The following is a 24304-nucleotide window of genomic DNA, read 5'->3' as shown; positions in this document are numbered from 1 at the left end:
CCCTTGCGCAGTCCCAGTGTTTTCAGTATCAGCTTCGCCGATTTAATCTCCTCCACCGGCGCTCCCGTCAGGGATACCCGGATGGTGTCGCCTATCCCCTGATTCAGGATAATGCCGAGTCCGATGGACGACTTGATATTTCCCGCCGTCAGCGTTCCCGCCTCGGTGATTCCCACATGAAGGGGATAATTCGTCTGTCTGTCAATCAGTTCATGGGCCTTCACGCACATCATCACATCCGAGGATTTGATACTGATGACCAGGTTCTCATATCCCATCTGCTCAATCAGCGCCACCTTTTGAAGGGCGCTCTCCACCAGCCCCTCCGCCGTCACGCCGCCGTATTTCTCCAGCAGCGGTTTCTCCAGGGAGCCGCTGTTGACGCCCACACGGATGGGAATCTCCCGCTCCTTCGCCATCTCCACCACGGCCCGGACTCTGTCCACGGCGCCGATATTTCCCGGGTTAATCCGGATTTTGTCCGCCCCGTGCTCCATGGCCGCCAGGGCCAGACGGTAATCAAAGTGAATGTCCGCCACCAGCGGAATATGAATCTGTCTCTTAATCTCGGTCAGCGCCTCTGCCGCCTCCATGGTGGGAACCGCCACACGAATGATGTCGCAGCCCGCCTGTTCCAGCTCCAGAATCTGGGCCACGGTTCCTTCAATATCTTCCGTCTTCGTATTGCACATGGACTGGATCAGAATGGGATTCCCCCCACCGATGACCCGGTCGCCAATCCGAATGACTTTTGTCTGTTCTCTGCTCATTGTTTCCTCCATTGTCTCCGGCAATGCCGCAGACAATTCTCTCTTTCTAACTCTGTTTCGTTTTGTCTCTGTCTCACTTAAAACTCCGCTCTAACTGAAGAACAGGGTGCTGATATCATTAAACAACACAAAGATCATCAGTCCCATGAGGAACACCATGCCCGCCATGTGGACCATGCCTTCTTTCTCCTTGTCGATGGGCTTTCCCCGCAACAGCTCAATCACCAGAAATACCAGCCGGCCGCCGTCCAGCGCCGGAATCGGAAGCAGGTTCATGACGCCTAAGTTGGCGCTAAGAAGCAGGCAGAGATTAACCAGCGTCAGCAGTGTGACCGTCACACCGTAGCTTATCGTCTCCTCCACCGTATCGTCAATCATGCTGACCATTCGGACCGGTCCTGCAATGTCATTCCGGCTTACCCTGCCGCGAATCAGCATCCCTACACTGTCAATGGTCGTGCGGATGCAGTACTCCACCTCGTAGGCACTGTATTTCAATGTCTCCAAAAAGGAAGATGTCTGTTGACGGTAGGCGCTGGTCTCAATCCCTATCATATTGGCCTGATATTCTTCTGAGAATTTCGGCACAAGATGAGCCGTATACCGCTCCGGAGCGGAGCCATCCTCTTTGGGTCTCTTATATTCGATATCCAGTTCCTTGCCAGGATTCATCATCAGATACATCTGCAAATCCCGATAAACTGTGATTTTTCTCCCATTCACTTTTGTCAGAACGTCTCCCGCCTGCAAGCCCTGCTCCTCGGCCGGAAAACCTTCCATCACACCGGACAATACCGGCGCATCGTAACCCACATAGCTGACAATCACAAGGGCCAGCAGAAAGGCCAGAATAAAATTAAATACCGGGCCTGCCGCAATCACGGCGATCCGCGACCACACCGGTTTGTTGTTAAATGCCCGCGGGTCGGAATCATTTTCATCCTCCCCCATCATCATGCAGGAACCGCCAAAGGGCAGGCACTTGATGGAATACCGGGTTTCCCCTTTTGTAAAACTGCACAGGCGCGGTCCCATTCCGATGGAGAACTCAATCACGCCGATTCCACATTTCTTCGCCACGATAAAGTGGCCGAACTCGTGGATTAATATAATCAGTCCGAAGACCAGTACTGCTACAATGATGCTCATGAAATGTTTACCTGCTTTCTAATTCTGCTAAAACTTCATAGGTCCGGGCCTCTGTCTCAAGAATCTGCTCCACGGTAGGATTCGCGATGACCTGATGCATCCGCATCGCCTCCTCAATCATGTCCGTAATCGTCAGATAACCAATCTTTCTGTCTAAAAACAGGCTGACTGCATACTCATTGGCAGCATTAAACACCGTCGGCATGGAGCCGCCAATTCTCCCCGCCTCGTAAGCCAGGGAAATCCCCTTAAAATTCTCAAAATCAGGCTTCTCAAAAGTAATCTGCCCAATCTTCCAGAAATCCAGCCGCTCTCCCGGCAAATCCCGTCTCTCCGGGTAATACAGGGCATACTGGATAGGCAGCTTCATATCGGGAGTTCCAAGCTGGGCCATGACGGCGCCGTCCAAGAACTCCACCATGGAGTGAATCACACTCTTAGGCTGAACCACCACCTGCACCTGGTCCATGGTGACGTCAAACAGCCACCGGGCCTCCATCACCTCCAGCCCCTTGTTGACCATGGTGGAGGAGTCGATAGTAATCTTCCTGCCCATAGCCCAGTTGGGGTGCTTTAGGGCGTCCTCCAGCCGTACCTCCCGCATTTCCTCCCTGGTTCTTCCCCGGAAGGGTCCGCCGGAGGCCGTCAGAAGAATCTTGGCAATCTGCCGGTGATTCTCCCCGTTCAGGCACTGGAAAATGGCGCTGTGTTCGCTGTCAACCGGCAGAATCCGCACGTTCTTCTCCTTCGCCAGCGGCATGATGATATGACCTGCCGTCACCAGAGTCTCCTTGTTGGCCAGAGCGATATCCTTGCCCGCCTCCATGGCCGCGATGGTGGGCCGGATACCGATCATGCCGACGATGGCCGTCACCACAATCTCCGCTTCCGCTTCTGTGGCCGCCTCGATTAAGCCGTCCATCCCGCTGACCACCCGCACATCCATATCCCGGACTGCCAGGGCCAGCTCCTTCGCCTTTGCTTCCTCCCACACACAGACCAGCTTTGGTTTAAATTCCCGCACCTGCTCCTCCAGCTTTTCTATATTTCTGCCGGCGGCCAGCGCGGTCACCCTGATATCTCCATTGTTTCTCACGACTTCCAGCGTCTGCGTGCCGATAGAGCCCGTAGAGCCGAGAACAGCAATCTTCTTCATGCGTGAACTCCTATCTCTCTTATCATTCCATTATCCCGCCTCATCATCTTGCCAGAAATGTCACCGCAAAATAGATGGCCGGCGCCGTAAATATCATACTGTCAAACCGGTCCAGAATCCCGCCGTGGCCCGGAATCAGATGACCGTAATCCTTCACCTCATGGTTTCTCTTGATGGCCGAGGCCGCCAGATCTCCCACCTGGGATATCACCGCCGCGATGGCGCAGGCCATGGCGCAGGCCAGCCTTGGGTTTCCCACCACCATCATCTTATGTCCAATCAGCAGGGCGTAGAGATAGCCCAGCAGCGCCGCTCCCGCCACGCCGCCCACAGCGCCCTCAATGGTCTTCTTCGGACTCAGCACTGGCGTCAGCTTGTGCTTCCCGAACAGCATCCCCGCACAGTAGGCGCAGGTATCACAGCCCCAGGAGCTTATGAAGATCAGCCACACCAGAAGCCCTCCGTCCGGCATTTCCCTCACCTGATACAGGTAGGAAAGCATAACAGCCACATAGAATATCCCGAAAAACGCCACCGTTATCTCTTCCGTCTTGTACTTTGGAAACGTAAACACATACATGGTCATCAGCAGCATCAGCGCCGCGATGGCCATCAGTGTCACGTACTGCTCCCCGTCAAACCACAGGAGCCCGTAGTAGGAAATGGCGGCCAGATAGCCAATCAGGCCAAGAGGATTCTTCTCTATCTTCATCACCCGATACAGCTCAAATAATCCTATGAGAGAAATTGCACCAGTCACCGCAAACAGCAGGCTTCCACCGGTACTCACCACCAGAATGGCAATCAGCACCAGAATAATTCCACTTATCAACCGGGTCGTAAACATAAAGTCCCCCCTTTTCGATTACTTTCTGCCACCAAATCTGCGCTCTCTACCATTGTACGCAACGACAGCTTTTTCTAATTCCTCTTTATTGAAATCCGGCCACAGACAGTCGGTCACATAGAGTTCCGTGTAGGCCAGTTGCCACAGCAGATAGTTGGACAGCCGCATCTCCCCGCTGGTCCGTATCAGCAGATCCGGGTCCGGCAGGCCGTGGGTGTCCAGATGGCTGTTAAACACGGCCTCGTCAATCTCGCTGACATCCCGTCCATTGTCACGGTACTCCTCCACCAGCTTTCTGGCCGCCCGCACAATCTCGTCCCGGCCGCCGTAGTTGATGGCGATGATGAACCGCATCCCTGTGTTGTCCTTCGTCCCCTCCACCAGGTTGTCAATCCCCTTGATAATGTCCTTGTCAAACCGGCTCTTTTCGCCCAGCATCTCCACTTTTACATTGTTTTGGGAGGCAATCTTTAACAAACGCACCAGATAATACCGCATCAGCTGCATCAGTGCCCCCACTTCCTCCGCCGAACGCTTCCAGTTCTCCGTGGAAAATCCGTAGACCGTGAAGTATTGGATACCCATATCCGACGCCACACGGACCATCTTCTCCAGCGTCTCACAGCCGGCCTTGTGGCCCATGGCTCTGGGAACGCCCCGTTTCTTGGCCCAGCGGCCGTTGCCATCCATAATCACCGCCACGTGCTCCGGAATGACCAGTTTCTCCCCTGCATCTGTCATGTTTACTCCTCCTGCAAACCAGCAAAGGGGGCGGGTTTCATTAAGCGCCCTCCCCCTTTCTTATTTCTTTAAACAGTCATAATCTCTTTCGTCTTGTCCTCAACGGCCTTGTCAACCTTCTCCACCATCTTGTCGGTCAGCTTCTGAATCTGCTCCTCAGCGTCATCCCGCTCGTCCTCGGAAATCTCGCCGGATTTCTCCAGCTTCTTGATGGCGTCATTGGCGTCTCTTCGGATGTTGCGCATGGCAACCTTAGCCGCCTCGCCTTTCTTCTTCACATCCTTGGCCAGTTCTTTTCTGCGTTCCTCGGTCAGCTCCGGGAATACCAGGCGGATGACATTGCCATCGTTGGTCGGGTTAATCCCCAGATCGGACATCTGAATCGCTTTCTCAATCTCTCTTAACAGGCTCTTCTCCCACGGCTGAATCTGAATCATTCTGGCCTCAGGCACTGTCACGTTGCCCACCTGCTGAAGCGGGGTTGGCGTTCCGTAATAATCAACCTTGATTTTGTCCAGCACATGCGGGTTGGCACGTCCGGCTCTGATGGAAACATACTCACTCTGTAATGCGTCCAGGGACTTGTTCATCTTCTCTTCGTAAATCTTTAACTGTTCCAGCATCATATCCTCCTAATTATACGGTAACCATTGTACCATTTATTTTCCCCTGCATCGCGTTGGCAATGCCGTCTTTCTCGTTCAAATCAAACACAGCCATAGGCATCCGGTGCTCCATGCACATGATGGAAGCCGTCAAATCCACAACCGCCAGCTGTCTGTCAATCACTTCCTGGATGGTGATGGTGTTGTACCTCTTGGCATCCGGGTTGATCTTCGGGTCGCTGTCGTATACCCCGTCGATGGATTTAGCCAGTAAAATGCAGTCGGCATCCATCTCGATGGCCCGGAGCGCAATCCCCGTGTCGGTGGAGAAATAGGGATGTCCCGTTCCTCCCGCGAAGAACACCACTCTGCCCTCCTCAAACCCCTTATTCGCCTTGTCCTTGGAAAACAGCGCCGTCATGGCGCCGCAGGCAAATGGGGTAAAGATCTCCGTCTCCATCCCCGCATTACGGAAAATCTCGGAGACATAGATACAGTTCATCACCGTAGCCAGCATGCCAATCTGGTCCGCCTTGGTCCTGTCAATGGCGTTGCTTGTCCGTCCTCTCCAGAAATTGCCGCCACCGATGACAATCCCCACCTGGACGCCGGCATCTATGGAAAGTTTCACCTGTCTGGCTACTTCCTTCACGGTGTCCTCGTCAAAGCCCATCTTCTTGGGTCCCGCAAGGGCTTCCCCGCTCAATTTTAATAGTACGCGATTCGTCTTCATAAAGTCTCTCCCGTCAGTTTAGTTCTTACTGATTATATCATAGATTCCAAAACTTGCAAAGAGGGATTTATTCTTAAGCGTCTTCTCCCCCCGCCCGGACGTAAACCAGTTCCCCGGCGATGCTGATGGCAATCTCCGCCGGCGTCTGGGCCAGGATGGGCAGGCCGATGGGGGTGTGGAACCGGCTCAAATCGCTGTCGTCAAATCCTTCCTCCCGCAGCTTTTCATTGATGGTGCGAATCTTGTTCCGGCTTCCCATCACGCCAATGTAGCGGGCCGGGGTTTTCAATGCCTGCCGCTGAATCAGATAATCGTACTGGTGCCCCCTGGTCATGATCACCAGATAGTCATGCTCCGTGATGGCAATCTTTCCCGCTATGTCCTCAAAGTCTGAGAGAATGGTTCTTTTTGCCGTTGGAAATGTCTCCGGATTGGCAAATTCCTCCCTGTCGTCATAGACCACGCAGGGAAATCCCAGATGGGACAATACCGGGACCAGTTCCTGGGATACATGGCCGCCGCCAAAGATATAGACGGTTCCGGCCTGCACCAGCGGCTCACAGTAGAAGGTGCGGGTCTCCGTTTTGGTTAGCTTGGGCTTACTTTCAAACAGGTTCTCCATGCCATCAATGCCATCCATTCCGTCCGGTGCCGCAGTGGCGGCCATCTGGCTCTCCCGGTACAGCTTCATGCTCCAGCCGTTCTCGTCCGTCATGTCCGTCACCAGCCAGCTGTTCTCGTCACGCCCAAAGGCCGCCACCGCCTCGCCGCACAACGCCCGGAAATCCTCGCGCCCCGCGTCCACATACTGGAAATAGACCACCACATGGCCGCCGCATATCATGCCGAGCCCTGCCACCTGCTCCTTGGTCAGCTGGTACTCCCGGATGCAGGAGGTCTTCTCCTGCAAAAGTTCTGCCGCCAGCAGTCCCGACTGATACTCTACCGCTCCGCCTCCGATGGTCCCGAAGGTCTCCCCGTCCGCCGTCACCACCATTCTCGCCCCGGCTCCTCTTGGGGTTGAGCCGTATCCTGCCACAATGGTCACCAGCTCCACACTGTCTCCCCGCTCCAGCAAATCCAATACCTTCTCCAATATCTGTTTCATCGCCATTCTCTCCTGTCACTTGTTCTTATCCAGTATCATACTATAAAATCCAAGAAAAGTCTTCCCTTCTCCGGCATTTCCAATAAAAACAAAACCGGCAAACGAAATCTGTTATCCGTTTGCCGGTACCGCCGTCTGATTTTTATGTTCTTGGCAGAAGCTGCTGAAACTCTTCCGCTTTTATCGGACGCCCAATCAGAAAGCCCTGTCCGATATCGCATCCCAGCTTTTTCAGATACTCCAGCTGGGTCTCCGTCTCCACACCCTCGCAGACCACCACCATATCCATCTGGTGGGCCAGCTCCACGACCTTCTCCAGAATTACCCGAAGCCGTGGATTGCAGTCAAAGTCCTGCAATAAAATCTTGTCAATCTTCAGGATATCCGCCGCCACCGAACTCAAAAAGTCGAGAGACGCATACCCCGTCCCGAAATCATCGATGGCCAGCAAAAAGCCCCTCTCATGGAGTTCATCCGCCAGGGCCTGCATCTTCTCTCCCTGGTCCACAAAAGCCGACTCCGTCAGTTCAAAGGCCAGATACCGGTGGGGAATCCCGTAGCTGTCCACAATCCTGCAGAATCTGTCCAGATATCCCTCCTCACGGGTATGAAGCCTGGACTGGTTAATGGAGATGGGGAAGAGCTTCCATCCCTCGTCAAGCCATCTGCGCATCTCCTTGCAGAGCTTGTCCAGCATATAGAAATCAAACCGGATAATCAGCCCATGCTCCTCAAACAGCGGAATATATTCTCCCGGTGACACGGGAGTGTCTCCATTCATATTCCACCTGGATAATGCCTCCCCGGCCACCACCTGTCTGATGGGAATGTCAAACTGGGGCTGGATGTACAGCTCAAAGGCATCATTTTCGATAGCCGTCGACGCGCATTCCAGCATCCGGTTCTCCGCATCCTTGTGGTCCATCATCCAGTTTTCAAAATAGGTCAAATGACTTCCCGCCACCCGGTTGCGGCTTCGCTGGGCTATCAGCGCCTTGTCCAGCATGTCAATGGTCTTCTCTCTTTTGCTATCCTCCGGGATATAGACGCCTGCCTGGAAATGAATCTCTGTCCCCAGCTCGTCCAAAATCTCCCGGTCCACCAGTCTCTCCTGGAGTTCTCCCAGCCGTTTTTCCAGTTCCGCCTTTCCTCTGAAATAGTAGAGCACCCCAAAATTGTCCTTTTCAATCCGCCCGCACACCTCGTGCTCCTCGCAGCTGAGATTTAAATTCTTTGCAATGCTTTTCAGCACCTGGTCTCCCATGGCATAGCCATAGGTACGATTGATATACCGGAAATTCCGGACGCCGAATTTTACAATGGCAAATCTCCTCTCCGGCTCCCTCCGGATACTCTGCTCCGACGCCTTCAAAAATCCTTCCATGTTGTAAATCCCCGTCATCTGCTCCATATCGGCGGCGCGGGTCAGCTGCTCCACCGCCAGCTGATAACCGTTATACACGGCCTTGGGATTAAAGTAATTCTGGTTGTCTAACGACTGGTCCGGCACGGAGTTATGAATATGAACAATCTTCCACCCATCCTCCTCCGGTCTCCAGACAGCGCTGAACCGCAAAGGTATTTTTATGATTTTTTGTTCGTCTTCCGCCATGCAGACACTCAAGGATACCATGACAATCCCCATCTCTTCCGTCAGACAGGACACATGATACCATTCATCCATCACCTCAAAGGTCCCCTTGTAGGCCCGCTGCTCCTCCTCGAAGAACCGCCTGGCCTCCTCCACATTATAGCAAATCTCGTTTTTCCCCGTTCCAATCCAGCTGATATCCTCCGACAGATACCCCAAAAGCGCCTCATAGTCCCGTCTGCCAAAGTACAGCTTCACCGCTTCCTGAACCATCTCAATCAACCGTTGTTCTGTTATCTTTCGTAACACTGCGTTTTTCTCCTGCTCCCAGTTTTTTCCAAAACCCTATGTTACCTATTATAGATTCAAAACAGAATTTTATCAACCAGAATCGTAGACGTCCGACTCATAATAAATATAATTGAATCTCCTCAACCTCATGTTCCCGCTGTTCCAAGCGATTCCAGTAAACTATTTTACGGATGCGTTCTTCTGTCGCCCTAAACCCGGCTTTTTCTATGGCATCGGAGATTCTATTTTTCATTTTGTGACCATGCTCCAGGGCATCTAAGACAATGTTATTTAAATACTCCATGTTTCGTCTATCCCCCAAATCATGGAACACAGCGCTGGCAGCAACTAAGGCAGTTCGCATATACTGCGCGTTATCCTTAAATAAATCACTATCTATATAAAACCCTTTGCTCTCAATAAATTGACTGCAAAATGTAACTACCGTTCTTGTATTCCCCTCTCTGTAAGGATGCACCTTCCAAAGGACAGCTAGAAAACCGGTAAATGTTTCCGCACACATTTCAAGCGATACTGTATCCCATGGATATTGATTCATGGCATCCAAAATCTCGTCAGCATCTTTTTCAATCTCCTGCCAGTCTGAGTATTCGATGGAAATGCCCCCTAAGGCCGGTTCTGCTTTCTCAATTGACAACCCGCTTTTTCCCTGCCCACTCGTAAATATCCTGAAAAATATAAAAGTGCACCTCACAAAGTGCCATAAAATCAAAACAACTTGCAGATTCTTTCATAACAAGTTCTGCAAGTCGTAAGCTGGTATATTCCGCCTCCATACAGGAAAGCATGTTTCCATCCTGAATATTGGCAAGGTTTTTTAATAGTTCCGTATGTGGATATAAATAAGGGTCTTTCATCGCACTTTCCCTACTCTTTCATTTTATACTTCTTATCCAACACCCTGCGCATATCTTCCGTGGTCATCTCACCACGTTTTTCCTTATCAATTAATTCTTTAAACTCCGGAGACGGTTCCAAACCATCAACTTTAATCATACCAAGAGCATAATCCCATTTTTTATCTGAACTCACTAACATAGAGCATCATCCTTTCTGCTTTTTCATATTATATCATATTTTATAGACAATATCCACTAAACAGGCCCAAATAAAAAGCCCTTGCAGACCGTGTACATCCACCGTCCGCAAGGGTTCTCCTTATTTATCATATAGACAAAATCCGCTTGTCATTGTCCAAATTAAAAGTGACAAAAAGTCCTAAAAGTCGGACATAAACAAAGGTGTGGGATTAAACAGGAATCCATTATTACTTTTTTATAGAAATCAGTAGTTCGCCATCACAGTTCCCAAGAGCCATGATCTTATCATCATCGCGGGTAAACGAAACAATCTCATCAAACACTTCAGGGGTAATCATTTCTTTTACTTCACCGTTTTCAAACATCGCTCCTAAATGAACAAAGATATTTGCATCGAGATGATAGTAGCCTGTGACAGGATCCTTAATCAAGCTAAGGATTCTTTTGGCTTCACTACTTAAGCTATCCCATTCCATATGGCATCAACCTCCCTTCTGTTTCTGGCTCTGCCTGGTCTCTGTTCAGATACGGAAACGGAGACACTGTAAAACAAAACCTCTCCTAGCATATCCGATTACTAAACTGTTCATTGATAGCTGAATAAAATAGAAGAGTTTTATTTACTAATCACCTGAAACCCTGTCATACTAAAATAAAAAGGTGGTTTTTATGATCAAACATTTGCAGGACTTCTTTGAAACAAGCAACACAATCTCTACGATTTGGCTTGGCATATTAATACTAATTGATAGCTTAGCTATTCTTACTGTGCTAATAAGTGTAATAATGTTCCATGGAGATATACCTAATCTTATTCAGGTTTATTTCCGTATGTCTGTTTATGGTGTAACGATTATCGCGCCTTTTCATCTTCTATACGAACATAAACTTCAAAAACGGATATGATATCTCTAAAACAAACCAACGATAGTCTTCTTCTACTTTGTTCAGTTATCAATGTGCTTCTGTGCAGGGCCTATTCCTTCGGCCCTGCTTTGTAACCTACTTCTCTTCTACCTTTTTGATGTCAAAGCTATAGGGGGCATCTTCACCAAATGTATAGATCAGGTCTTCTATGCCATTGTATTGATCCATTATCTCTTCTTCTACTTTGATTGTGAGTGTTACCTCATATTCCTTCATTTCTCACCCTCCTTTCCTCATCCTTAGAGGATTTCTGTACGCATGGTATCTTAGGCCGGCTTAGTGACAGCTATATCTCAGATACAGATACGGGAACAGACTCACATCCACGGATATTTTCCTCTGAAAGAAGTTTGATCAGATTCGAGGCTCCAGTCTCCGAAAATCTTTCCCCAAACATGCTATTACGGTTGAATACAGGGGTCTTCTCTACCCAGCTGACAAAGTATTCACCCTTGCTGTTTTTTACTTTATATTCACCCATAATGTTTCCCTTCATACACTCGCCGGCTCCGTTTCTGTCCTATGCCTGGCTTAGGTACGGATACAGAATCAGCCTCTAATACATAAAAGGCTGCTCTGGCTTGTCTTTCAGCTTTACGTAGATTGTCCTCTCACTGGCTTTCACTTTATAGTTTTCCAGTTCCCACTTGTATATATCTGCTTCCATATCAGTCAGTTTTGATTTAAGATGCAGCATATCAGGGTTCCCTATTTCCAGAAACTCTTCGATATCTGTGATGTCTGAAAATCCACACGTTGATATGGCACCATACAAGATTCCGACAAGATTGCCTTCCTTTGATTTTTTGTAGGCCTCTACAATCAGGTCTTTAAATGTCCCAGCTTCCATGTGGTATATCCTCCAAGGCTCCAATTATTTCGATTAAGGTACAACAATAGTTCTGTTTATGGGTGTATTCCCAGGCCAATCCATACTCTCATGCTGTCACATAAATCATAAAAATCCTTCAGGTATCTGTTTAATATAGCTTCTTCGTCATTATAATTCAGTTCTGGATCTTCTATATCCGGGCATGCCATCTGGATATCTTCTATCATGCTTTCGATATCATACTTCCATTCTTCTAAATCTCTTGGAACAAGCATCTTCAGCAATGATTTCAGACAAACTTCCATCTGGTTATATATTTCCACTATGGTTGTTATTGTATCGTCTTTATCCAGCAGTTCTCGCAGCTTCCTGCCCTGGGATTCAAGCTTATATTTCCATTTGTTCATTCGTATCCCCTCCTTATCATAGACTGATTCTGACTCTGTTCCAGGCTCTGGTTCAGGGTTCTTAGACCAGATTTATCCCTACATCACCACACAGGGACTTGAATTCAGCTTCTGTTATGATGTTTTTAGGTTCTATTTCTGTTTTGTAGTAATGGATTAAATCTAAGCCAAGACTATACTCTTTTTCTTCCTTGGATAGTTCCAGCATGCTTTTCAGTGTGTGGGTTACTATTCCAATGTAAGTTTTTTTGTCTAATTCCATTCTGCCCTCCTGTACGCTATGGCCTGTCTCCGGTTCTGATCCAGATACGGATTCAGAGACAGTTCCATTCACTGGAGCAAAAAAAATCTCCTATCCCATTCCATTATCAGACATTGATAACTGAATAAAATAGAAGATGTTTTTATCTAACTATATTTTGTTTTAACACTGATCCAATTTCCTTAGTTTATCTGACAGAACAATAACAATAGGTTTATCCATCACTACATCCATTTCTTGATAATTATTTAAAACCAATATAACATAGAAATATAAATATTATCAAGTGTAATAAAAAAATAAATAGTTGCCGATATGGGAATTTTTCATATCGGTATTTACGAACATCAATCATAATTGATATGCCACCTACAAGCATTACTGCCCACAAAAAAGTTAATAAGAAAACCATAATAAATAAAATCCAAAATAAAATACTAATAAGCATAAATCTCACCTTTTTATTATTAGTATGAGAGATTCCTTACTCTTCTATTTTATTCAGTTGTCAATGTGCCTTACATCCTGATTCTGGTTCTGTTTCTAATTGAGACACGGATACTGATTCAGCCTCTTAGACTCTCTCCGCCCCTGATTCAGGTATGGATACAGAAACAGAATCAAAGGTCTTATTTCCGGTAGGATACATTGACATTGGAGAAAACGTATTTCCACCAGGGAACATTTGGTTGGGAATGCTTATATTCGCCCCTCAATTGCTCCAGTTCTTCCTTTGACAGGCATTCCTGAAGATAAACACTGCATTTTTTCATTTCTTCTTCGTCATTCATATGTTCTGTTCCGAAGATGTTACCACTAAAACTTGCTATGATGATGTCCTATTCCTTAATCCAGCTGTTTCCGTTTCCATTTCCGCTCCTTTTTTCCTCTTACAGAATGTCATCGCTCTAATTCTGGATGAGATTTCAGGGCAGAGACGGACACGGAATCCATAAAACACGGTTTTTCATTTTTTATCTCTCTTTGGGCCTCATTTTCATTTTTTCGGATTTTCCGACAAAACAAAAAAGGCCCCAAGATACTTTGAATTGTATCTTGGAACCTCTTTTTATGAAAAACTATCCTTTTTTTAACCTTTTTTATGTCCAACTTTACGGACATTTGGTCGATTTTAATTCGGACGTTGACACCGCTATTACTGTCCCATCTGCTTTGCAACTTCTGCCGCGAAATCCTCTTCCTTCTTCTCCAGTCCTTCGCCGGTCTCGAAACGAACGAATTTCTTGATTGTGATTTTGGCGTTGTTGGCTTTGGCTACCTCGGCTACGTACTGGCTTACGGACTGCTTGCCGTCCTCTGCTTTTACATAAACCTGGTCTAACAGGCAGATTTCTTTTAATTCTTTCTTGATACGGCCCATTACCATGCCCTCGATAATCTTGTCGTTGGCATCCGGCTTCTCGTTCTTGGCGGCTACGGTCAGAATCTCTTTCTCTTTCTCGATGTAGTCAGCGTCAACCTCAGAGTTGCTGGTGTATAATGGTTTCAGAGCTGCGGCCTGCATCGCCACGTTCTTTGCCATCTCTTTTACCGCATCGTTGATCACGTCTGTCTCAACGTCAATCAGAACGCCAATCTTGCCGCCTGCATGGATGTAGGAGGATACGAAGCCGTTGTTCTCTACCACTTTCTCGAATCTTCTGATGTTCATGTTCTCGCCGATGATGGAGATCTGGGAGGACAGAGCCTCTTTTACGGTCAGAGTGGTGTCTTTTGCCCATGGCTCTGCCATAAATGCATCCATATCTGCCGCGCTGGAAACCAATGCCTGTGCGGCTACGTCAGCTGCGTAGGTCTGGAACTTCTCGTTCTTTGCCACGAAGTCCGTCTCCGCGTTCACCTCAACAACCACTGCCTGCTTCTCGTCTGCGGAAAGAGCTGTCACACAGATACCCTCTGCTGCGATACGGCCAGCCTTCTTCGCTGCGCCTGCAAGACCTTTCTCTCTCAAGAACTCTACTGCTTTATCCATATCACCGTCAGTTGCCGCAAGAGCCTTCTTGCAGTCCATCATGCCTGCGCCGGTCATCTCTCTTAATTCTTTTACCATTCCTGCTGTTACTGCTGCCATGTTTGTTCCCTCCATAATTTGTATTTGTGTATTTTGCTTTCATACATAAAAAGTGCTTCAATCTGCATGTTGCAAATCGAAGCACTCTATACTTAGAATTAAGCTTCTACGGCCTCATCTGCTTCTGTCTCGAAAACGTCAGCTACTGCCTCGCCCTGGTTTGCTTCGATAACTGCATCTGCCATCTTAGCTACGATTAATTTAACGGCTCTGATTGCATCGTCGTTACCTGGAATAACATAATCTAATTCTTCTGGGTCACAGTTTGTATCAGCAATACCGATTAACGGGATACCTAAGGTATGAGCTTCCTGTACGCAGATTCTTTCCTTCTTCGGGTCTACGATGAAGATTGCATCCGGAATTCTCTTCATATCCTTGATACCGCCAAGGTTCTTCTCCAGCTTCTCCCACTCTTTCTTCAACTGGATCACTTCCTTCTTCGGAAGAACATCAAAAGTTCCGTCCTCGGACATTCTCTCAATCTCTTTTAACCGGTTGATTCTGCTCTGGATGGTCTTGAAGTTGGTCAGCATGCCGCCTAACCATCTCTCATTTACATAGAACATACCGCAGCGCTCTGCCTCTACCTTGATAGCGTCCTGTGCCTGTTTCTTGGTTCCTACGAACAGGATGGTGCCGCCGTTAGCAGCGATATCAGAGATTGCGTTGTAAGCCTCGTCTACTTTGCCAACAGACTTCTGTAAGTCGATGATGTAGATACCGTTTCTCTCTGTGTAGATGTATGGAGCCATCTTAGGGTTCCATCTTCTTGTCTGATGTCCGAAATGAACACCTGCTTCCAAAAGCTGTTTCATTGAAATAACGCTCATGTTACTACCTCCATTTGGTTTTTTACTTCCGCCTGCTTCTCGTGCTTTCCTGGAGACCTGAACTCAGGCACCGTCCATGAAATCGGCAGACGTGTTTTTTGTCAACTTAAACACTATACCATAAGAATCCTACACGTGCAAGGTATTTTTTGTAAAAAATAAGGTTTTCCCGCAAAAAAGAGACAGCCCCCGAAAAGTACTGCCTCTTCTCATTCCCCATCTGGCGGATACCCGCCGTCTGAGACAAATCTCCTACTTTGCGGCGTTGTTCTTAATCGCCTTCAGCTCATCAAATACCACGTCGTTCAGCACCTTGATGTACGTCCCCTTCATACCGGAGGACCGGGATTCAATAACTCCCGCACTCTCGAACTTGCGGAGTGCATTGACAATCACGGAACGGGTGATGCCTACCCGGTCTGCAATCTTGCTGGCCACAAGGATACCCTCGTTGCCGTCCAGCTCCTCGAAAATGTGGGTGATAGCCTCCAGCTCCGAGAAGGATAACGTGCTGATGGCAGATTTCACAATCTGAATCTTCCTCGTCTCCTCCGCATTCTCCTCATTGACGGAGCGCATCATCTCAAGACCTACCACGGTGGTGCCGTACTCACTTAAGATAATATCGTCGATATCGTACTGGGAATCCTCTTTGTAAATAAACAGGGTGCCCAGACGCTCTCCGGCAATATCAATGGGTGTGATAATTGCCTGATACTTTCTCACATTCTCCTCCGCAAACCCGAGAGTCGCCAGGTTTACGTTCTCCTTTGTGGAAAGGATGCTTAACAACCGCTCATTTAACATGGCATCCACGAAGCCGCCAATCTGGTCCACAATGAGTTCTTCAATCTCCTCAACATCCGCACAGTTGCTGATTCCGAGAATCTTGCCCTTCCGGCTGATGACCAGCACGTTGGAAGACAGTATCTCGCTCAGCACAAGGCAGATGTCATTGAAAACCACTTTATTGGAGTTGTTGTTATGCAATAATTTGCCTATTTTTCTAGTCTTATCCAGTAATTGAACGCTCATTTCAAGAAAACCTCCTTCTTGCCCACGAAAAAGAGCACAAATCTACTTGTAATACTAGAATTGTAGCATATGTTAATACAAATAACAATAGTTCTTAAAAATTTTCAAATTTTTTAAGAATTTAACTATTTTGTCTTCAAATTCATACTATATCCGCATTTCTCATCACTGCACAGCAGCTTGTTGCCCTTTTCCACCATGTAGGCCCCACATTCCGGGCATTTTTCCGTGGAAGGTTTCTGCCAGGACATGAAATCGCACTCGGGATTGCTCTCGCAGCCGTAGTATTTCCGGCCTTTCTTGGTCTTCTTAATGACAACATCCTTGCCGCATTTCGGACAGGGCACGCCAATCTTTTCAAAGTATGGCTTGGTGTTCTTACAGTCCGGGAATCCCGGGCAGGCCAGGAATTTGCCGTGAGGGCCGTACTTGATCACCATGTTACGCCCGCAGAGCTCACAGACCTCCTCCGACACCTCGTCGGCGATGGTCACGGACTCTAACTCCTTCTCCGCCTTCTTCACCGCGCTCTCCAGGTCCGGATAGAAATTGGCCACAACCGTCTTCCAGGCCGCGGAGCCGTCTCCAACCCGGTCAAGCAGGTACTCCATATTAGCGGTAAACTGCAAATCCACAATGCTGGGGAAATTCTCCTTCATAATCCGGTTGACCACTTCCCCAAGCTCGGTCACATACAGATTCTTGTTCTCCTTTGCCACATACCGTCTGGCAATGATGGTGGTAATGGTGGGCGCGTAGGTACTTGGCCGTCCAATTCCCTGTTCCTCCATGGCCTTTACCAGAGATGCCTCCGTAAAGTGTGCCGGCGGCTGGGTAAAATGCTGGCTGTGCTTCAGCTCGGAAAGCTTCAGCTCCGCCCCCTTCTCCAGCTTGCCAAGGAGCATATTGCTGTCCTCTTTATCTTCTTCCTGCACGTAGACCGACATGAAGCCGTCAAAGGACAGCTTGGAAGCCGCCAGCGTGAAGCTGTACTCCCCTGCCGATACCTTCACGGAAACCGTATCGTAGACTGCCGGCTGCATCCGGCTGGCCGTAAAGCGTTTCCAGATTAACTGATAGAGACGGAATAAATCTCTCTGGAGGGATTCCTTCACCATCACAGGCGTCAGCGTGATATCCGTGGGGCGGATGGCCTCGTGGGCATCCTGAATCTTGCCGTTGGCCTTCTTGGCCGCCTCCTCCTGTGCCACATACTGGCTGCCGTACTGCTCGCCGATATAGGCTCTCGCCGCAACATCGGCCTCCTCGGCGATTCTGGTGGAGTCCGTACGCAGGTAGGTGATGAGACCGACGGTGCCGTGTCCCTTCACCTCCACACCTTCATACAACTGCTGCGCCAGACGCATGGTCTTCTGGGTGGAGAAGTTGAGTACCTTGGACGCCTCCTGCTGGAGGGTACTGGTGGTGAACGGAATCGGAGCCTTCTTCACCCGCTCCCCATTCTTCACTTCCTCAACCACATATTTTTTGTTTTTCAGCTTCTTTAAAATGGCATCCAGCTCTTCCTTGTTGTGGATGGTCATCTTGCCGTTCTTATCGCCGTAGAATTTGGCCGCCAGCGGCTTTTTGCTGCCCTGGGCAAGCAAATCCGCTTCCAGGTTCCAGTACTCCTCCGGGATAAACGCATTGATCTCGTCTTCCCTGTCGCAAATCATGCGCAGAGCCACCGACTGGACACGGCCGGCGCTTAAGCCTCTCTTTACCTTGGCCCAAAGTAACGGGCTGATAGTGTAACCCACCATACGGTCCAGAATACGTCTGGTCTGCTGGGCATCCACCAAATCCATGTCAATCTCACGGGGCGCCTTCAGGGAGGTCTTTACCGCATTCTTGGTAATCTCGTTGAAACTGATACGGTATACCTTCTTATCTTTTGCTTCATCCAGCTTTAATGCCTTCACCAGATGCCAGGAAATCGCCTCTCCCTCACGGTCAGGGTCAGTTGCTAGATAGATGACATCCGCCTTCTTCACTTCTTTTCGAAGTTTCGCCAGAATATCGCCCTTCCCCCTTATGGTGATATACTTCGGTTCATAATCATGCTCCACATCGATGCCAAGCTGACTCTTTGGTAAATCTCTCACATGCCCGTTGGATGCATCCACATCATAATTGGCCCCTAAAAATTTCTTAATCGTTTTAACCTTTGCCGGTGACTCCACAATCACTAAATACTTTGCCATACTGACTCCTTTATATTACTCTTGCATAATAGTGGCTGGCCGGCTGGACCACAAATCCTTCCAGTTCCAGCTCCAGCAGAATCGCTGCACACGCTCCGATGGATAAACCACTCATCGCTGCAATCTCTTCTATAAATTTGGGTTTTAAATCCAAGCAACTATACAACATTTTTTCGTTCTTGGCAAGCGATTTCGTACTTTTTTCATGAACTGTTAACATTTTTCTGTTTCTGACGTCAAAAAAATCCAGAATATCCTCCGGGGTGGAAACCAGCCCCGCACCGGCTTTTATCAGGCGGTTGCAGCCCCTGCTGAGCCCTTCCGTGATGGGCCCCGGTATGGCAAATACTTCCTTTCCCTGCTCTAAGGCATACTCCACCGTTATCAGGGAACCGCTCTTTTCTCTGGCCTCCACCACCAGCACCGCGTCGGACAGACCGCTGATGATGCGGTTTCTCATGGGAAAATTCTTCGGAGCCGGAGCTTCGCTTAACCTGCACTCAGACAGGACGCCGCCACAGGTCATCATGGACTCATAGAGGGGATAGTTCTCCCTGGGATAGCAGATGTTGACGCCGCACCCAAGCACGCCGTAGGTAGGCTGGCCCTCCCGGATGGCTCCCCGGTGTCCATACCCGTCAATCCCAGCCGCCAGTCCGCTGACAATCTGTATCCCATTCTTACTAAGGGCCGCTCCCATATACTCCGCCACCTGTCTGCCATAGTTGCTGCATCCCCTGGCACCGATGATGGCCAGGGTGGGACGCTCCTCGTCAGGCAGACTTCCCTTTACATAGAGTCCCATGGGATTGTTGGAAATATACGTCAGCCGGCGTGGATATTCCTCGTCCAGCACGCTGACAAACCGGATGCCCTGGCTGGCCAGACCGCGGTACTCCTCCACGGCGGATTCCAGTTTTGTTTTGCAGCTGTCAAAACAGCCGGCGTCCCTGGCGCTCACCAGCTTGTTCTCTTCCAATTCTTTTCCTTCTATATAATAGATATCATGGAAACTCCCATAGTGTTCCCACAATCGGTGAATTTTAACGGTGCCAAAGGACGGTATCTGGCAGAGCCAGTATAAATATTCCTGCTCGGTATACTCACGTTCCATCATATACTTCCTCCCGTATTCCAATATTTTTCTTCCAGGCTCCGATAGCCGATGGCCTCACACAGATGCTCATGGGCGATGTCGCCGCTTCCGTCCATGTCCGCGATGGTCCGGGCCACCTTCAGTATCTTGCTGTAAGCCCTGGCGCTGAGTCCCATGGTCTGGTACAACCGTTTGAAAAATGATTCATCCTCCGATGATAACCGGCAGTATTTCCGGATATCGGCCCCGCTCATCTCACTGTTGAAATAAATGGGCTCCTGCTCAAACCGCTTCTCCTGAATCCTCCGCACCCGTTCCACCCGCTCTCTTATGGTTTTGGAATCCTCGTTCCTGCCCGGCGCCTTCAGCTCCTCATATTGGAGGGGCGCGGCTTCCACACAGATATCAATTCGGTCCAGAATGGGCTTGGAGATTTTCCCCAGATAGCGCTTAATCTGTGCATCCGTGCAGTGGCACCGGTTTCTGTCCGGGTAATGGCCGCAGCTGCACGGATTCATGGCGGCAGCCAGCATAAAATCCGCCGGAAACTGGCAGCTTCCCTTCACCCTGGACACGGTGACCACATGCTCCTCCAGCGGCTGGCGCAGGATTTCGATGGCCCTCTTCTGAAATTCCGGAAACTCGTCCAGAAACAGCACACCTCTGGAAGCCAGGGATATCTCCCCAGGCTTGGGATTGCTGCCGCCCCCGGTCAAGGCAAAGGGACTGATGGAATGATGGGGGCTTCGAAAGGGCCTTCGGTTGATAAGGGAGGCCGACTGCGGCAGCATGCCGCAGATGCTGTATACTTTGGAGATTTCCAGTTTTTCCTCAATGGACAGCGCCGGCATAATCGTCGGAATACGCTGGGCCACCATGGTCTTACCTGTCCCGGCCGGACCTATGTAGAGAATATTGTGCCGCCCGGACACTGCGATCTCCGTAGCCCGGCGAAGCAGCAGCTGGCCGTTGACGTCCGCATAGTCAATGCCATAGGACTCCTCTTCCTCCTCCAAAAGACTTGGCGGCGGATACCCCTCTCCCCGGATTGTCTCCGGATGACCCAGCAGCCGGACCATCTCCCGGATATCCTTCACTCCCACAATCTCCATACCAGGAATCGCCCGGCCCTCCATCACATTCCTCTCCGGCAGAAAGCAGCGCTTCAGCCCGGCATCCCTGGCCGCCGACACGATGGACAGAATTCCCCGGATGGGCTTCAGACTGCCGTCCAGTCCCAGCTCCCCTGCCAGAACCGCCCCCTGAAGCCCTCTCGTCTCCACAATACCAAACGCTGCCAGCACTCCCACCGCAATGGGAAAATCAAATCCGGTTCCTCCCTTTCGGATGCCTGCCGGGGACAGATTCACCGTCACCTTTCTGGACGGAAGCTGGTATTCGCAGTTTCGAAGAGCCGTCCGCACCCGGTCCTGGGCCTCCCTCACCTCGGACGCCAGCACCCCCACCATAGAAAATCCCGGCAGTCCGCTGCTCACATCCACCTCCACCTGGACCAGGTAGCCGTCAATGCCGCTCAGCCCCGCACTATACACTTTACTGAACAAATAACTTCACTCCTTTCTCTCTCGTAAAACATAAAAATGGGTAACAAAAATAGAGACATCTTAACATTTCAGTGTTTGAGAACATGTACAGAACTGTACGTCGATTCCCGGAAACTACACTAGATAAAAGATAGTTATACTATACATGATTTTCTTTCGCAAAGCAAGTATCCTTTGGCGAATTTTGTCTGATGGCGGAAAAGCCGCCTCAGCCCGACGGCTTCTCCTCCTCAAATTCTGTCATATAGGGCCGGTAACGCAATGGCAGGTGGGTTCTCTGGCAGATATAGTTGGTCCGCTCTTTGATAGCGATTCCCCGGTGGAACGCCTTCCACAGGTCCGCATACACTGCCTCGTCCGTCCCCTTGCTCATCCGCTCTCTCCAGCTCAAATCATCCATATTCATCAGCAGCCACTGGCCGTTCGCCGGGTGCACCACCGCCTTTTTCCGGTTCTCATCATAGATAATCCAATTCTCGCAGGAGAGCCGGTCCGCAAAATGGGGCGCCATCAACACTATCACATCGTTCTTCGGCCCCACCCGGCACAGCAAAATCCCCTCCTCCATCTCGGCAAACCGGGCAAACTCAATGAGCAGGTGGGCCTCATTCCCAATAAACCGGCACATCTGGAACACCTCGTAGACTTCCGGAAGCTGAAGCATATCCACCACCCGGGCCCCATAGCGAAACCCGCTGATGAGATAGCGGTAGATTCTGTCCGCCTTCTCCTCATCCCGGCTTAAGGACACCTGGTAAATCTGGCGGTAGACCTCCAGCCCAATCTTTTGCCGGATGGCCCCAATCACTTTATCTAACTTCTCCTTCGTCTCCTCCACGGTCCGGTACTCCACAAACATCTCCAGATTCCCCGTGTCCGCCAATGCCAGACGCACGTTGTCGTGTCCCAGCCGGCTCATCCAGGCGTCGTAGACGCCGCACAATATCCCGTCAAAGCTGTCGCTGCACTGATAAACCACCATCACAAATCTCCTATCGCCGCCGCGCGGACATCCTGCACCGTGGGCGCCACCGTCAGTTTCATATCATCAAACAGGGATAACTGCCGGTAGCTGTCCCGGTTCTCGATATCCCACACGTGCCGCTTCTCTTCCCCGACCAGATGGCTGGTGATGTAATCCTGGTCAATCTTCACCGGCTGCATCATCCGGCCGTTGCAGGTGATAAAGTACATGGCCCGCTTTAACACCACCCCGATCTTCTTCAAATCGGGGAAGTCCAGCACCGCGCTCTTCCTGGCGGCCACAATCCGCTTGGCGGACTTCACCCCCATCCCCGGTACGCGAAGCAGGGTATAGTAGTCCGCCCGGTTCACCTCCACCGGAAACTGCTCCAGATGCCGGAGGGCCCAGTCGCACTTGGGGTCCAGCAGCACATTGAAATTGGGCTTCTCCTCGCTTAGCAGTTCTCCGGCCTGGAATCCGTAAAACCGCATGAGCCAGTCCGCCTGATAGAGACGGTGCTCCCGCAGTAAAGGCGGCCCGCCCGGCAGAGCCGGCAGACTGCTGTCATCGTTCACCCGGATAAAGGCGGAATAAAACACGCGCTTTAAATCATAATTCTTGTAAAGCGCCTCCGCCACATGGATCATCTGAAAATCGTTCTCCGGCGTGGCCCCCACAATCATCTGGGTGCTCTGCCCCGCCGGCACAAACCGGCTCCCTCTCTGGTAGGGTATCAGTTCGTTTTTGTCCGCCGCTATCCTGGTCTGTATCTGTCTCATAGGCGTCAGAATCTTGCTCCGGCTCTTGCCCGGCGCCAGCCGCTTCAGCCCCTCCGCCGTGGGAAGCTCCAGATTCACGCTCATCCTGTCCGCCAAAAGCCCCACCTTCTCCACCAGCACCGCATCCGCCCCCGGAATGGCCTTCACATGGATATACCCGTAAAAATGGTGGACCTGCCGCAACAGCTTCAGCGTCTGATAAATCAGCTCCATGGTGTAATTGGCATTGTAGAGAATCCCGGAGCTCAAAAACAGCCCCTCGATATAGTTCCTCCGGTAAAACTCCATGGTCAGGGTACAGACCTCCTCCGGTGTGAAGGACGTCCGCACCACATCGTTGGACACCCGGTTGATACAGTACTTGCAGTCGTAGATGCACTGGTTGGTGAACAGTATCTTGAGCAGGGATACGCAGCGTCCATCCGCGGAAAAGCTGTGGCACAACCCCGCCTTCACCGCGTTGCCCAGCGCCCCCGGCGTTCCCTTCCGGTCCACGCCGCTGGATGTGCAGGACACATCGTATTTCGCCGCATCCGATAATATCTCCAGCTTCTGCTGGATACTCAAGTCTTCCTGGATTAACATCAGGCCACCTCCGCCACGTCCGTCGTTATGTCAAAAGCATGAAATTCATGCAGAACATTTGTTCTGTTTGTATTCTATCATACTTCCATCCGGATTGCAAGGCGTTTTCGAACATTTGTTCTTTGTTTTAGAAAAAGAAAACCCGGCGGTTTCTCTCCCGCCGGGCCGCATTTGGAGCCACAGTCATACACTCCGATTTTTCTATTGTTATTCCACATATCCCTCAGGATTGTTCTTCTGCCACCGCCAGGAATCCTGGCACATTTCCTTGATGCCTCTCTTGGCCACCCAGCCCAGCTCTTCCTTCGCCTTTGTGGCGTCAGAGTAGCAGGACGGCACATCCCCGGCACGTCTCTCCTTGAACACATAGTTAATCTTCAGACCGTTGGCCTCCTCAAACGCGTTAATTACGTCCAGGACGCTGTATCCGACGCCGGTGCCAAGATTATACGTCCACACCCCTCCGGAGCTGTTCTTCAGCTTGTCAAGGGCCTTCACGTGGCCGTCAGCCAAGTCTACCACATGGATGTAGTCTCTCACGCAGGTTCCGTCCGGCGTGTCGTAATCATTTCCAAAGACGCCAAGGCACACCAGCTTGCCAACCGCCACCTGGGTGATGTAGGGAAGCAGGTTGTTGGGAATCCCTTTCGGGTTCTCGCCGATTCTGCCTG

27 protein-coding genes are annotated in these 24304 nt (G+C 50.1%); all 27 read right to left on the bottom strand.

What is annotated here, in order from left to right:
* The coding region (ispG, locus tag HMPREF9473_RS11655; RefSeq protein ID WP_006780311.1) for a flavodoxin-dependent (E)-4-hydroxy-3-methylbut-2-enyl-diphosphate synthase at window positions 1-770 on the bottom strand (770 nt) is incomplete at its 3' end.
* A 90-nt stretch (window positions 771-860) separates the two neighbouring features.
* Entirely contained in the window at window positions 861-1919 is a 1059-nt protein-coding gene (rseP, locus tag HMPREF9473_RS11650; RefSeq protein WP_006780310.1) for an RIP metalloprotease RseP, read from the bottom strand.
* Between the two features lie 7 nt (window positions 1920-1926).
* Window positions 1927-3075 carry a 1-deoxy-D-xylulose-5-phosphate reductoisomerase gene (locus HMPREF9473_RS11645; RefSeq protein ID WP_006780309.1) on the bottom strand — a complete coding sequence of 383 codons (1149 nt, stop codon included), beginning with the start codon at window positions 3073-3075 and terminating at the stop codon, window positions 1927-1929.
* 43 nt (window positions 3076-3118) lie between these two features.
* Window positions 3119-3922 carry a phosphatidate cytidylyltransferase gene (locus tag HMPREF9473_RS11640; RefSeq protein WP_006780308.1) on the bottom strand — a complete coding sequence of 268 codons (804 nt, stop codon included), beginning with the start codon at window positions 3920-3922 and terminating at the stop codon, window positions 3119-3121.
* 18 nt (window positions 3923-3940) lie between these two features.
* On the bottom strand, window positions 3941-4663 hold the full coding sequence (locus HMPREF9473_RS11635) for an isoprenyl transferase (protein ID WP_006780307.1): 723 nt from the start codon (window positions 4661-4663) through the stop codon (window positions 3941-3943).
* A gap of 68 nt (window positions 4664-4731) precedes the next feature.
* Window positions 4732-5286: a ribosome recycling factor gene (gene frr / locus HMPREF9473_RS11630; protein WP_006780306.1), complete on the bottom strand. Its 555-nt coding sequence runs from the start codon at window positions 5284-5286 to the stop codon at window positions 4732-4734.
* Between the two features lie 13 nt (window positions 5287-5299).
* On the bottom strand, window positions 5300-6001 hold the full coding sequence (gene pyrH / locus HMPREF9473_RS11625; protein ID WP_006780305.1) for a UMP kinase: 702 nt from the start codon (window positions 5999-6001) through the stop codon (window positions 5300-5302).
* A gap of 73 nt (window positions 6002-6074) precedes the next feature.
* Window positions 6075-7109, bottom strand: a complete 1035-nt coding sequence (locus tag HMPREF9473_RS11620; RefSeq protein ID WP_006780304.1) for an XdhC family protein — start codon at window positions 7107-7109, stop codon at window positions 6075-6077.
* Window positions 7110-7251: 142 nt separating this feature from the next.
* Complete coding sequence (locus tag HMPREF9473_RS11615; RefSeq protein ID WP_006780303.1) at window positions 7252-9009, bottom strand: EAL domain-containing protein; 1758 nt, start codon at window positions 9007-9009, stop codon at window positions 7252-7254.
* Window positions 9010-9106: 97 nt separating this feature from the next.
* Complete coding sequence (locus HMPREF9473_RS11610) at window positions 9107-9649, bottom strand: Fic family protein (RefSeq protein WP_006780302.1); 543 nt, start codon at window positions 9647-9649, stop codon at window positions 9107-9109.
* Window positions 9639-9869 (bottom strand): hypothetical protein, encoded by a 231-nt coding sequence (locus HMPREF9473_RS28150; protein ID WP_006780301.1) that lies wholly within the window; start codon window positions 9867-9869, stop codon window positions 9639-9641. Before HMPREF9473_RS28150 ends, HMPREF9473_RS11610 begins: the two co-directional genes overlap by 11 nt.
* Before the next feature lie 10 nt (window positions 9870-9879).
* A complete protein-coding gene (locus HMPREF9473_RS27715) occupies window positions 9880-10050 on the bottom strand; it encodes an antitoxin VbhA family protein (RefSeq protein WP_006780300.1) in 171 nt (56 codons plus the stop codon).
* Between the two features lie 229 nt (window positions 10051-10279).
* Window positions 10280-10528: a hypothetical protein gene (locus HMPREF9473_RS11600; RefSeq protein WP_006780299.1), complete on the bottom strand. Its 249-nt coding sequence runs from the start codon at window positions 10526-10528 to the stop codon at window positions 10280-10282.
* 526 nt (window positions 10529-11054) lie between these two features.
* Entirely contained in the window at window positions 11055-11195 is a 141-nt protein-coding gene (locus HMPREF9473_RS27355; protein ID WP_006780297.1) for a hypothetical protein, read from the bottom strand.
* 70 nt (window positions 11196-11265) lie between these two features.
* Window positions 11266-11475 (bottom strand): hypothetical protein, encoded by a 210-nt coding sequence (locus HMPREF9473_RS11590; protein WP_006780296.1) that lies wholly within the window; start codon window positions 11473-11475, stop codon window positions 11266-11268.
* A 60-nt stretch (window positions 11476-11535) separates the two neighbouring features.
* Window positions 11536-11829 carry a hypothetical protein gene (locus HMPREF9473_RS11585; RefSeq protein WP_006780295.1) on the bottom strand — a complete coding sequence of 98 codons (294 nt, stop codon included), beginning with the start codon at window positions 11827-11829 and terminating at the stop codon, window positions 11536-11538.
* A gap of 56 nt (window positions 11830-11885) precedes the next feature.
* Window positions 11886-12218, bottom strand: a complete 333-nt coding sequence (locus HMPREF9473_RS11580) for a hypothetical protein (protein WP_006780294.1) — start codon at window positions 12216-12218, stop codon at window positions 11886-11888.
* Between the two features lie 61 nt (window positions 12219-12279).
* Window positions 12280-12480: a hypothetical protein gene (locus HMPREF9473_RS11575; RefSeq protein WP_006780293.1), complete on the bottom strand. Its 201-nt coding sequence runs from the start codon at window positions 12478-12480 to the stop codon at window positions 12280-12282.
* A gap of 1156 nt (window positions 12481-13636) precedes the next feature.
* Window positions 13637-14572, bottom strand: coding sequence for a translation elongation factor Ts (gene tsf / locus HMPREF9473_RS11565; protein ID WP_006780292.1), 936 nt, complete (start codon window positions 14570-14572; stop codon window positions 13637-13639).
* A gap of 98 nt (window positions 14573-14670) precedes the next feature.
* Complete coding sequence (rpsB, locus tag HMPREF9473_RS11560) at window positions 14671-15405, bottom strand: 30S ribosomal protein S2 (protein WP_006780291.1); 735 nt, start codon at window positions 15403-15405, stop codon at window positions 14671-14673.
* A 252-nt stretch (window positions 15406-15657) separates the two neighbouring features.
* Window positions 15658-16440 (bottom strand): GTP-sensing pleiotropic transcriptional regulator CodY, encoded by a 783-nt coding sequence (gene codY / locus HMPREF9473_RS11555; protein WP_006780290.1) that lies wholly within the window; start codon window positions 16438-16440, stop codon window positions 15658-15660.
* 125 nt (window positions 16441-16565) lie between these two features.
* Window positions 16566-18644: a type I DNA topoisomerase gene (gene topA, locus HMPREF9473_RS11550; protein WP_006780289.1), complete on the bottom strand. Its 2079-nt coding sequence runs from the start codon at window positions 18642-18644 to the stop codon at window positions 16566-16568.
* A 10-nt stretch (window positions 18645-18654) separates the two neighbouring features.
* On the bottom strand, window positions 18655-19761 hold the full coding sequence (gene dprA / locus HMPREF9473_RS11545) for a DNA-processing protein DprA (protein ID WP_006780288.1): 1107 nt from the start codon (window positions 19759-19761) through the stop codon (window positions 18655-18657).
* Window positions 19758-21305 (bottom strand): YifB family Mg chelatase-like AAA ATPase, encoded by a 1548-nt coding sequence (locus HMPREF9473_RS11540; RefSeq protein WP_006780287.1) that lies wholly within the window; start codon window positions 21303-21305, stop codon window positions 19758-19760. The genes dprA and HMPREF9473_RS11540 overlap by 4 nt, the downstream gene beginning before the upstream one ends.
* A gap of 208 nt (window positions 21306-21513) precedes the next feature.
* Entirely contained in the window at window positions 21514-22287 is a 774-nt protein-coding gene (locus HMPREF9473_RS11535) for a TIGR03915 family putative DNA repair protein (RefSeq protein ID WP_006780286.1), read from the bottom strand.
* Entirely contained in the window at window positions 22287-23633 is a 1347-nt protein-coding gene (locus tag HMPREF9473_RS11530) for a putative DNA modification/repair radical SAM protein (RefSeq protein ID WP_006780285.1), read from the bottom strand. The genes HMPREF9473_RS11535 and HMPREF9473_RS11530 overlap by 1 nt, the downstream gene beginning before the upstream one ends.
* A gap of 207 nt (window positions 23634-23840) precedes the next feature.
* Window positions 23841-24304, bottom strand: a 464-nt coding sequence (locus HMPREF9473_RS11525) for a GDP-mannose 4,6-dehydratase (protein WP_006780284.1), incomplete at its 5' end; no start/stop codon positions are given.

Origin of the sequence: Hungatella hathewayi WAL-18680, assembly GCF_000235505.1 — a bacterium.
Classification (GTDB): domain Bacteria; phylum Bacillota; class Clostridia; order Lachnospirales; family Lachnospiraceae; genus Hungatella_A; species Hungatella_A hathewayi_A.
This window is presented reverse-complemented; position numbering and strand designations above follow the sequence as displayed.

Excerpts from the sequence above, each read along its gene's own strand:
- rseP (WP_006780310.1), bottom strand. The coding sequence starts at position 1,919 with ATGAGCATCATTGTAGCAGTACTGGTCTTCGGACTGATTATATTAATC.
- HMPREF9473_RS11645 (WP_006780309.1), bottom strand. The coding sequence starts at position 3,075 with ATGAAGAAGATTGCTGTTCTCGGCTCTACGGGCTCTATCGGCACGCAG.
- HMPREF9473_RS11640 (WP_006780308.1), bottom strand. The coding sequence starts at position 3,922 with ATGTTTACGACCCGGTTGATAAGTGGAATTATTCTGGTGCTGATTGCC.
- HMPREF9473_RS11635 (WP_006780307.1), bottom strand. The coding sequence starts at position 4,663 with ATGACAGATGCAGGGGAGAAACTGGTCATTCCGGAGCACGTGGCGGTG.
- frr (WP_006780306.1), bottom strand. The coding sequence starts at position 5,286 with ATGCTGGAACAGTTAAAGATTTACGAAGAGAAGATGAACAAGTCCCTG.
- pyrH (WP_006780305.1), bottom strand. The coding sequence starts at position 6,001 with ATGAAGACGAATCGCGTACTATTAAAATTGAGCGGGGAAGCCCTTGCG.
- HMPREF9473_RS11620 (WP_006780304.1), bottom strand. The coding sequence starts at position 7,109 with ATGAAACAGATATTGGAGAAGGTATTGGATTTGCTGGAGCGGGGAGAC.
- HMPREF9473_RS28150 (WP_006780301.1), bottom strand. The coding sequence starts at position 9,869 with ATGAAAGACCCTTATTTATATCCACATACGGAACTATTAAAAAACCTT.
- HMPREF9473_RS27715 (WP_006780300.1), bottom strand. The coding sequence starts at position 10,050 with ATGTTAGTGAGTTCAGATAAAAAATGGGATTATGCTCTTGGTATGATT.
- HMPREF9473_RS11600 (WP_006780299.1), bottom strand. The coding sequence starts at position 10,528 with ATGGAATGGGATAGCTTAAGTAGTGAAGCCAAAAGAATCCTTAGCTTG.
- HMPREF9473_RS27355 (WP_006780297.1), bottom strand. The coding sequence starts at position 11,195 with ATGAAGGAATATGAGGTAACACTCACAATCAAAGTAGAAGAAGAGATA.
- HMPREF9473_RS11590 (WP_006780296.1), bottom strand. The coding sequence starts at position 11,475 with ATGAAGGGAAACATTATGGGTGAATATAAAGTAAAAAACAGCAAGGGT.
- HMPREF9473_RS11585 (WP_006780295.1), bottom strand. The coding sequence starts at position 11,829 with ATGGAAGCTGGGACATTTAAAGACCTGATTGTAGAGGCCTACAAAAAA.
- HMPREF9473_RS11580 (WP_006780294.1), bottom strand. The coding sequence starts at position 12,218 with ATGAACAAATGGAAATATAAGCTTGAATCCCAGGGCAGGAAGCTGCGA.
- HMPREF9473_RS11575 (WP_006780293.1), bottom strand. The coding sequence starts at position 12,480 with ATGGAATTAGACAAAAAAACTTACATTGGAATAGTAACCCACACACTG.
- tsf (WP_006780292.1), bottom strand. The coding sequence starts at position 14,572 with ATGGCAGCAGTAACAGCAGGAATGGTAAAAGAATTAAGAGAGATGACC.
- rpsB (WP_006780291.1), bottom strand. The coding sequence starts at position 15,405 with ATGAGCGTTATTTCAATGAAACAGCTTTTGGAAGCAGGTGTTCATTTC.
- codY (WP_006780290.1), bottom strand. The coding sequence starts at position 16,440 with ATGAGCGTTCAATTACTGGATAAGACTAGAAAAATAGGCAAATTATTG.
- topA (WP_006780289.1), bottom strand. The coding sequence starts at position 18,644 with ATGGCAAAGTATTTAGTGATTGTGGAGTCACCGGCAAAGGTTAAAACG.
- dprA (WP_006780288.1), bottom strand. The coding sequence starts at position 19,761 with ATGATGGAACGTGAGTATACCGAGCAGGAATATTTATACTGGCTCTGC.
- HMPREF9473_RS11535 (WP_006780286.1), bottom strand. The coding sequence starts at position 22,287 with ATGGTGGTTTATCAGTGCAGCGACAGCTTTGACGGGATATTGTGCGGC.
- HMPREF9473_RS11530 (WP_006780285.1), bottom strand. The coding sequence starts at position 23,633 with ATGTTAATCCAGGAAGACTTGAGTATCCAGCAGAAGCTGGAGATATTA.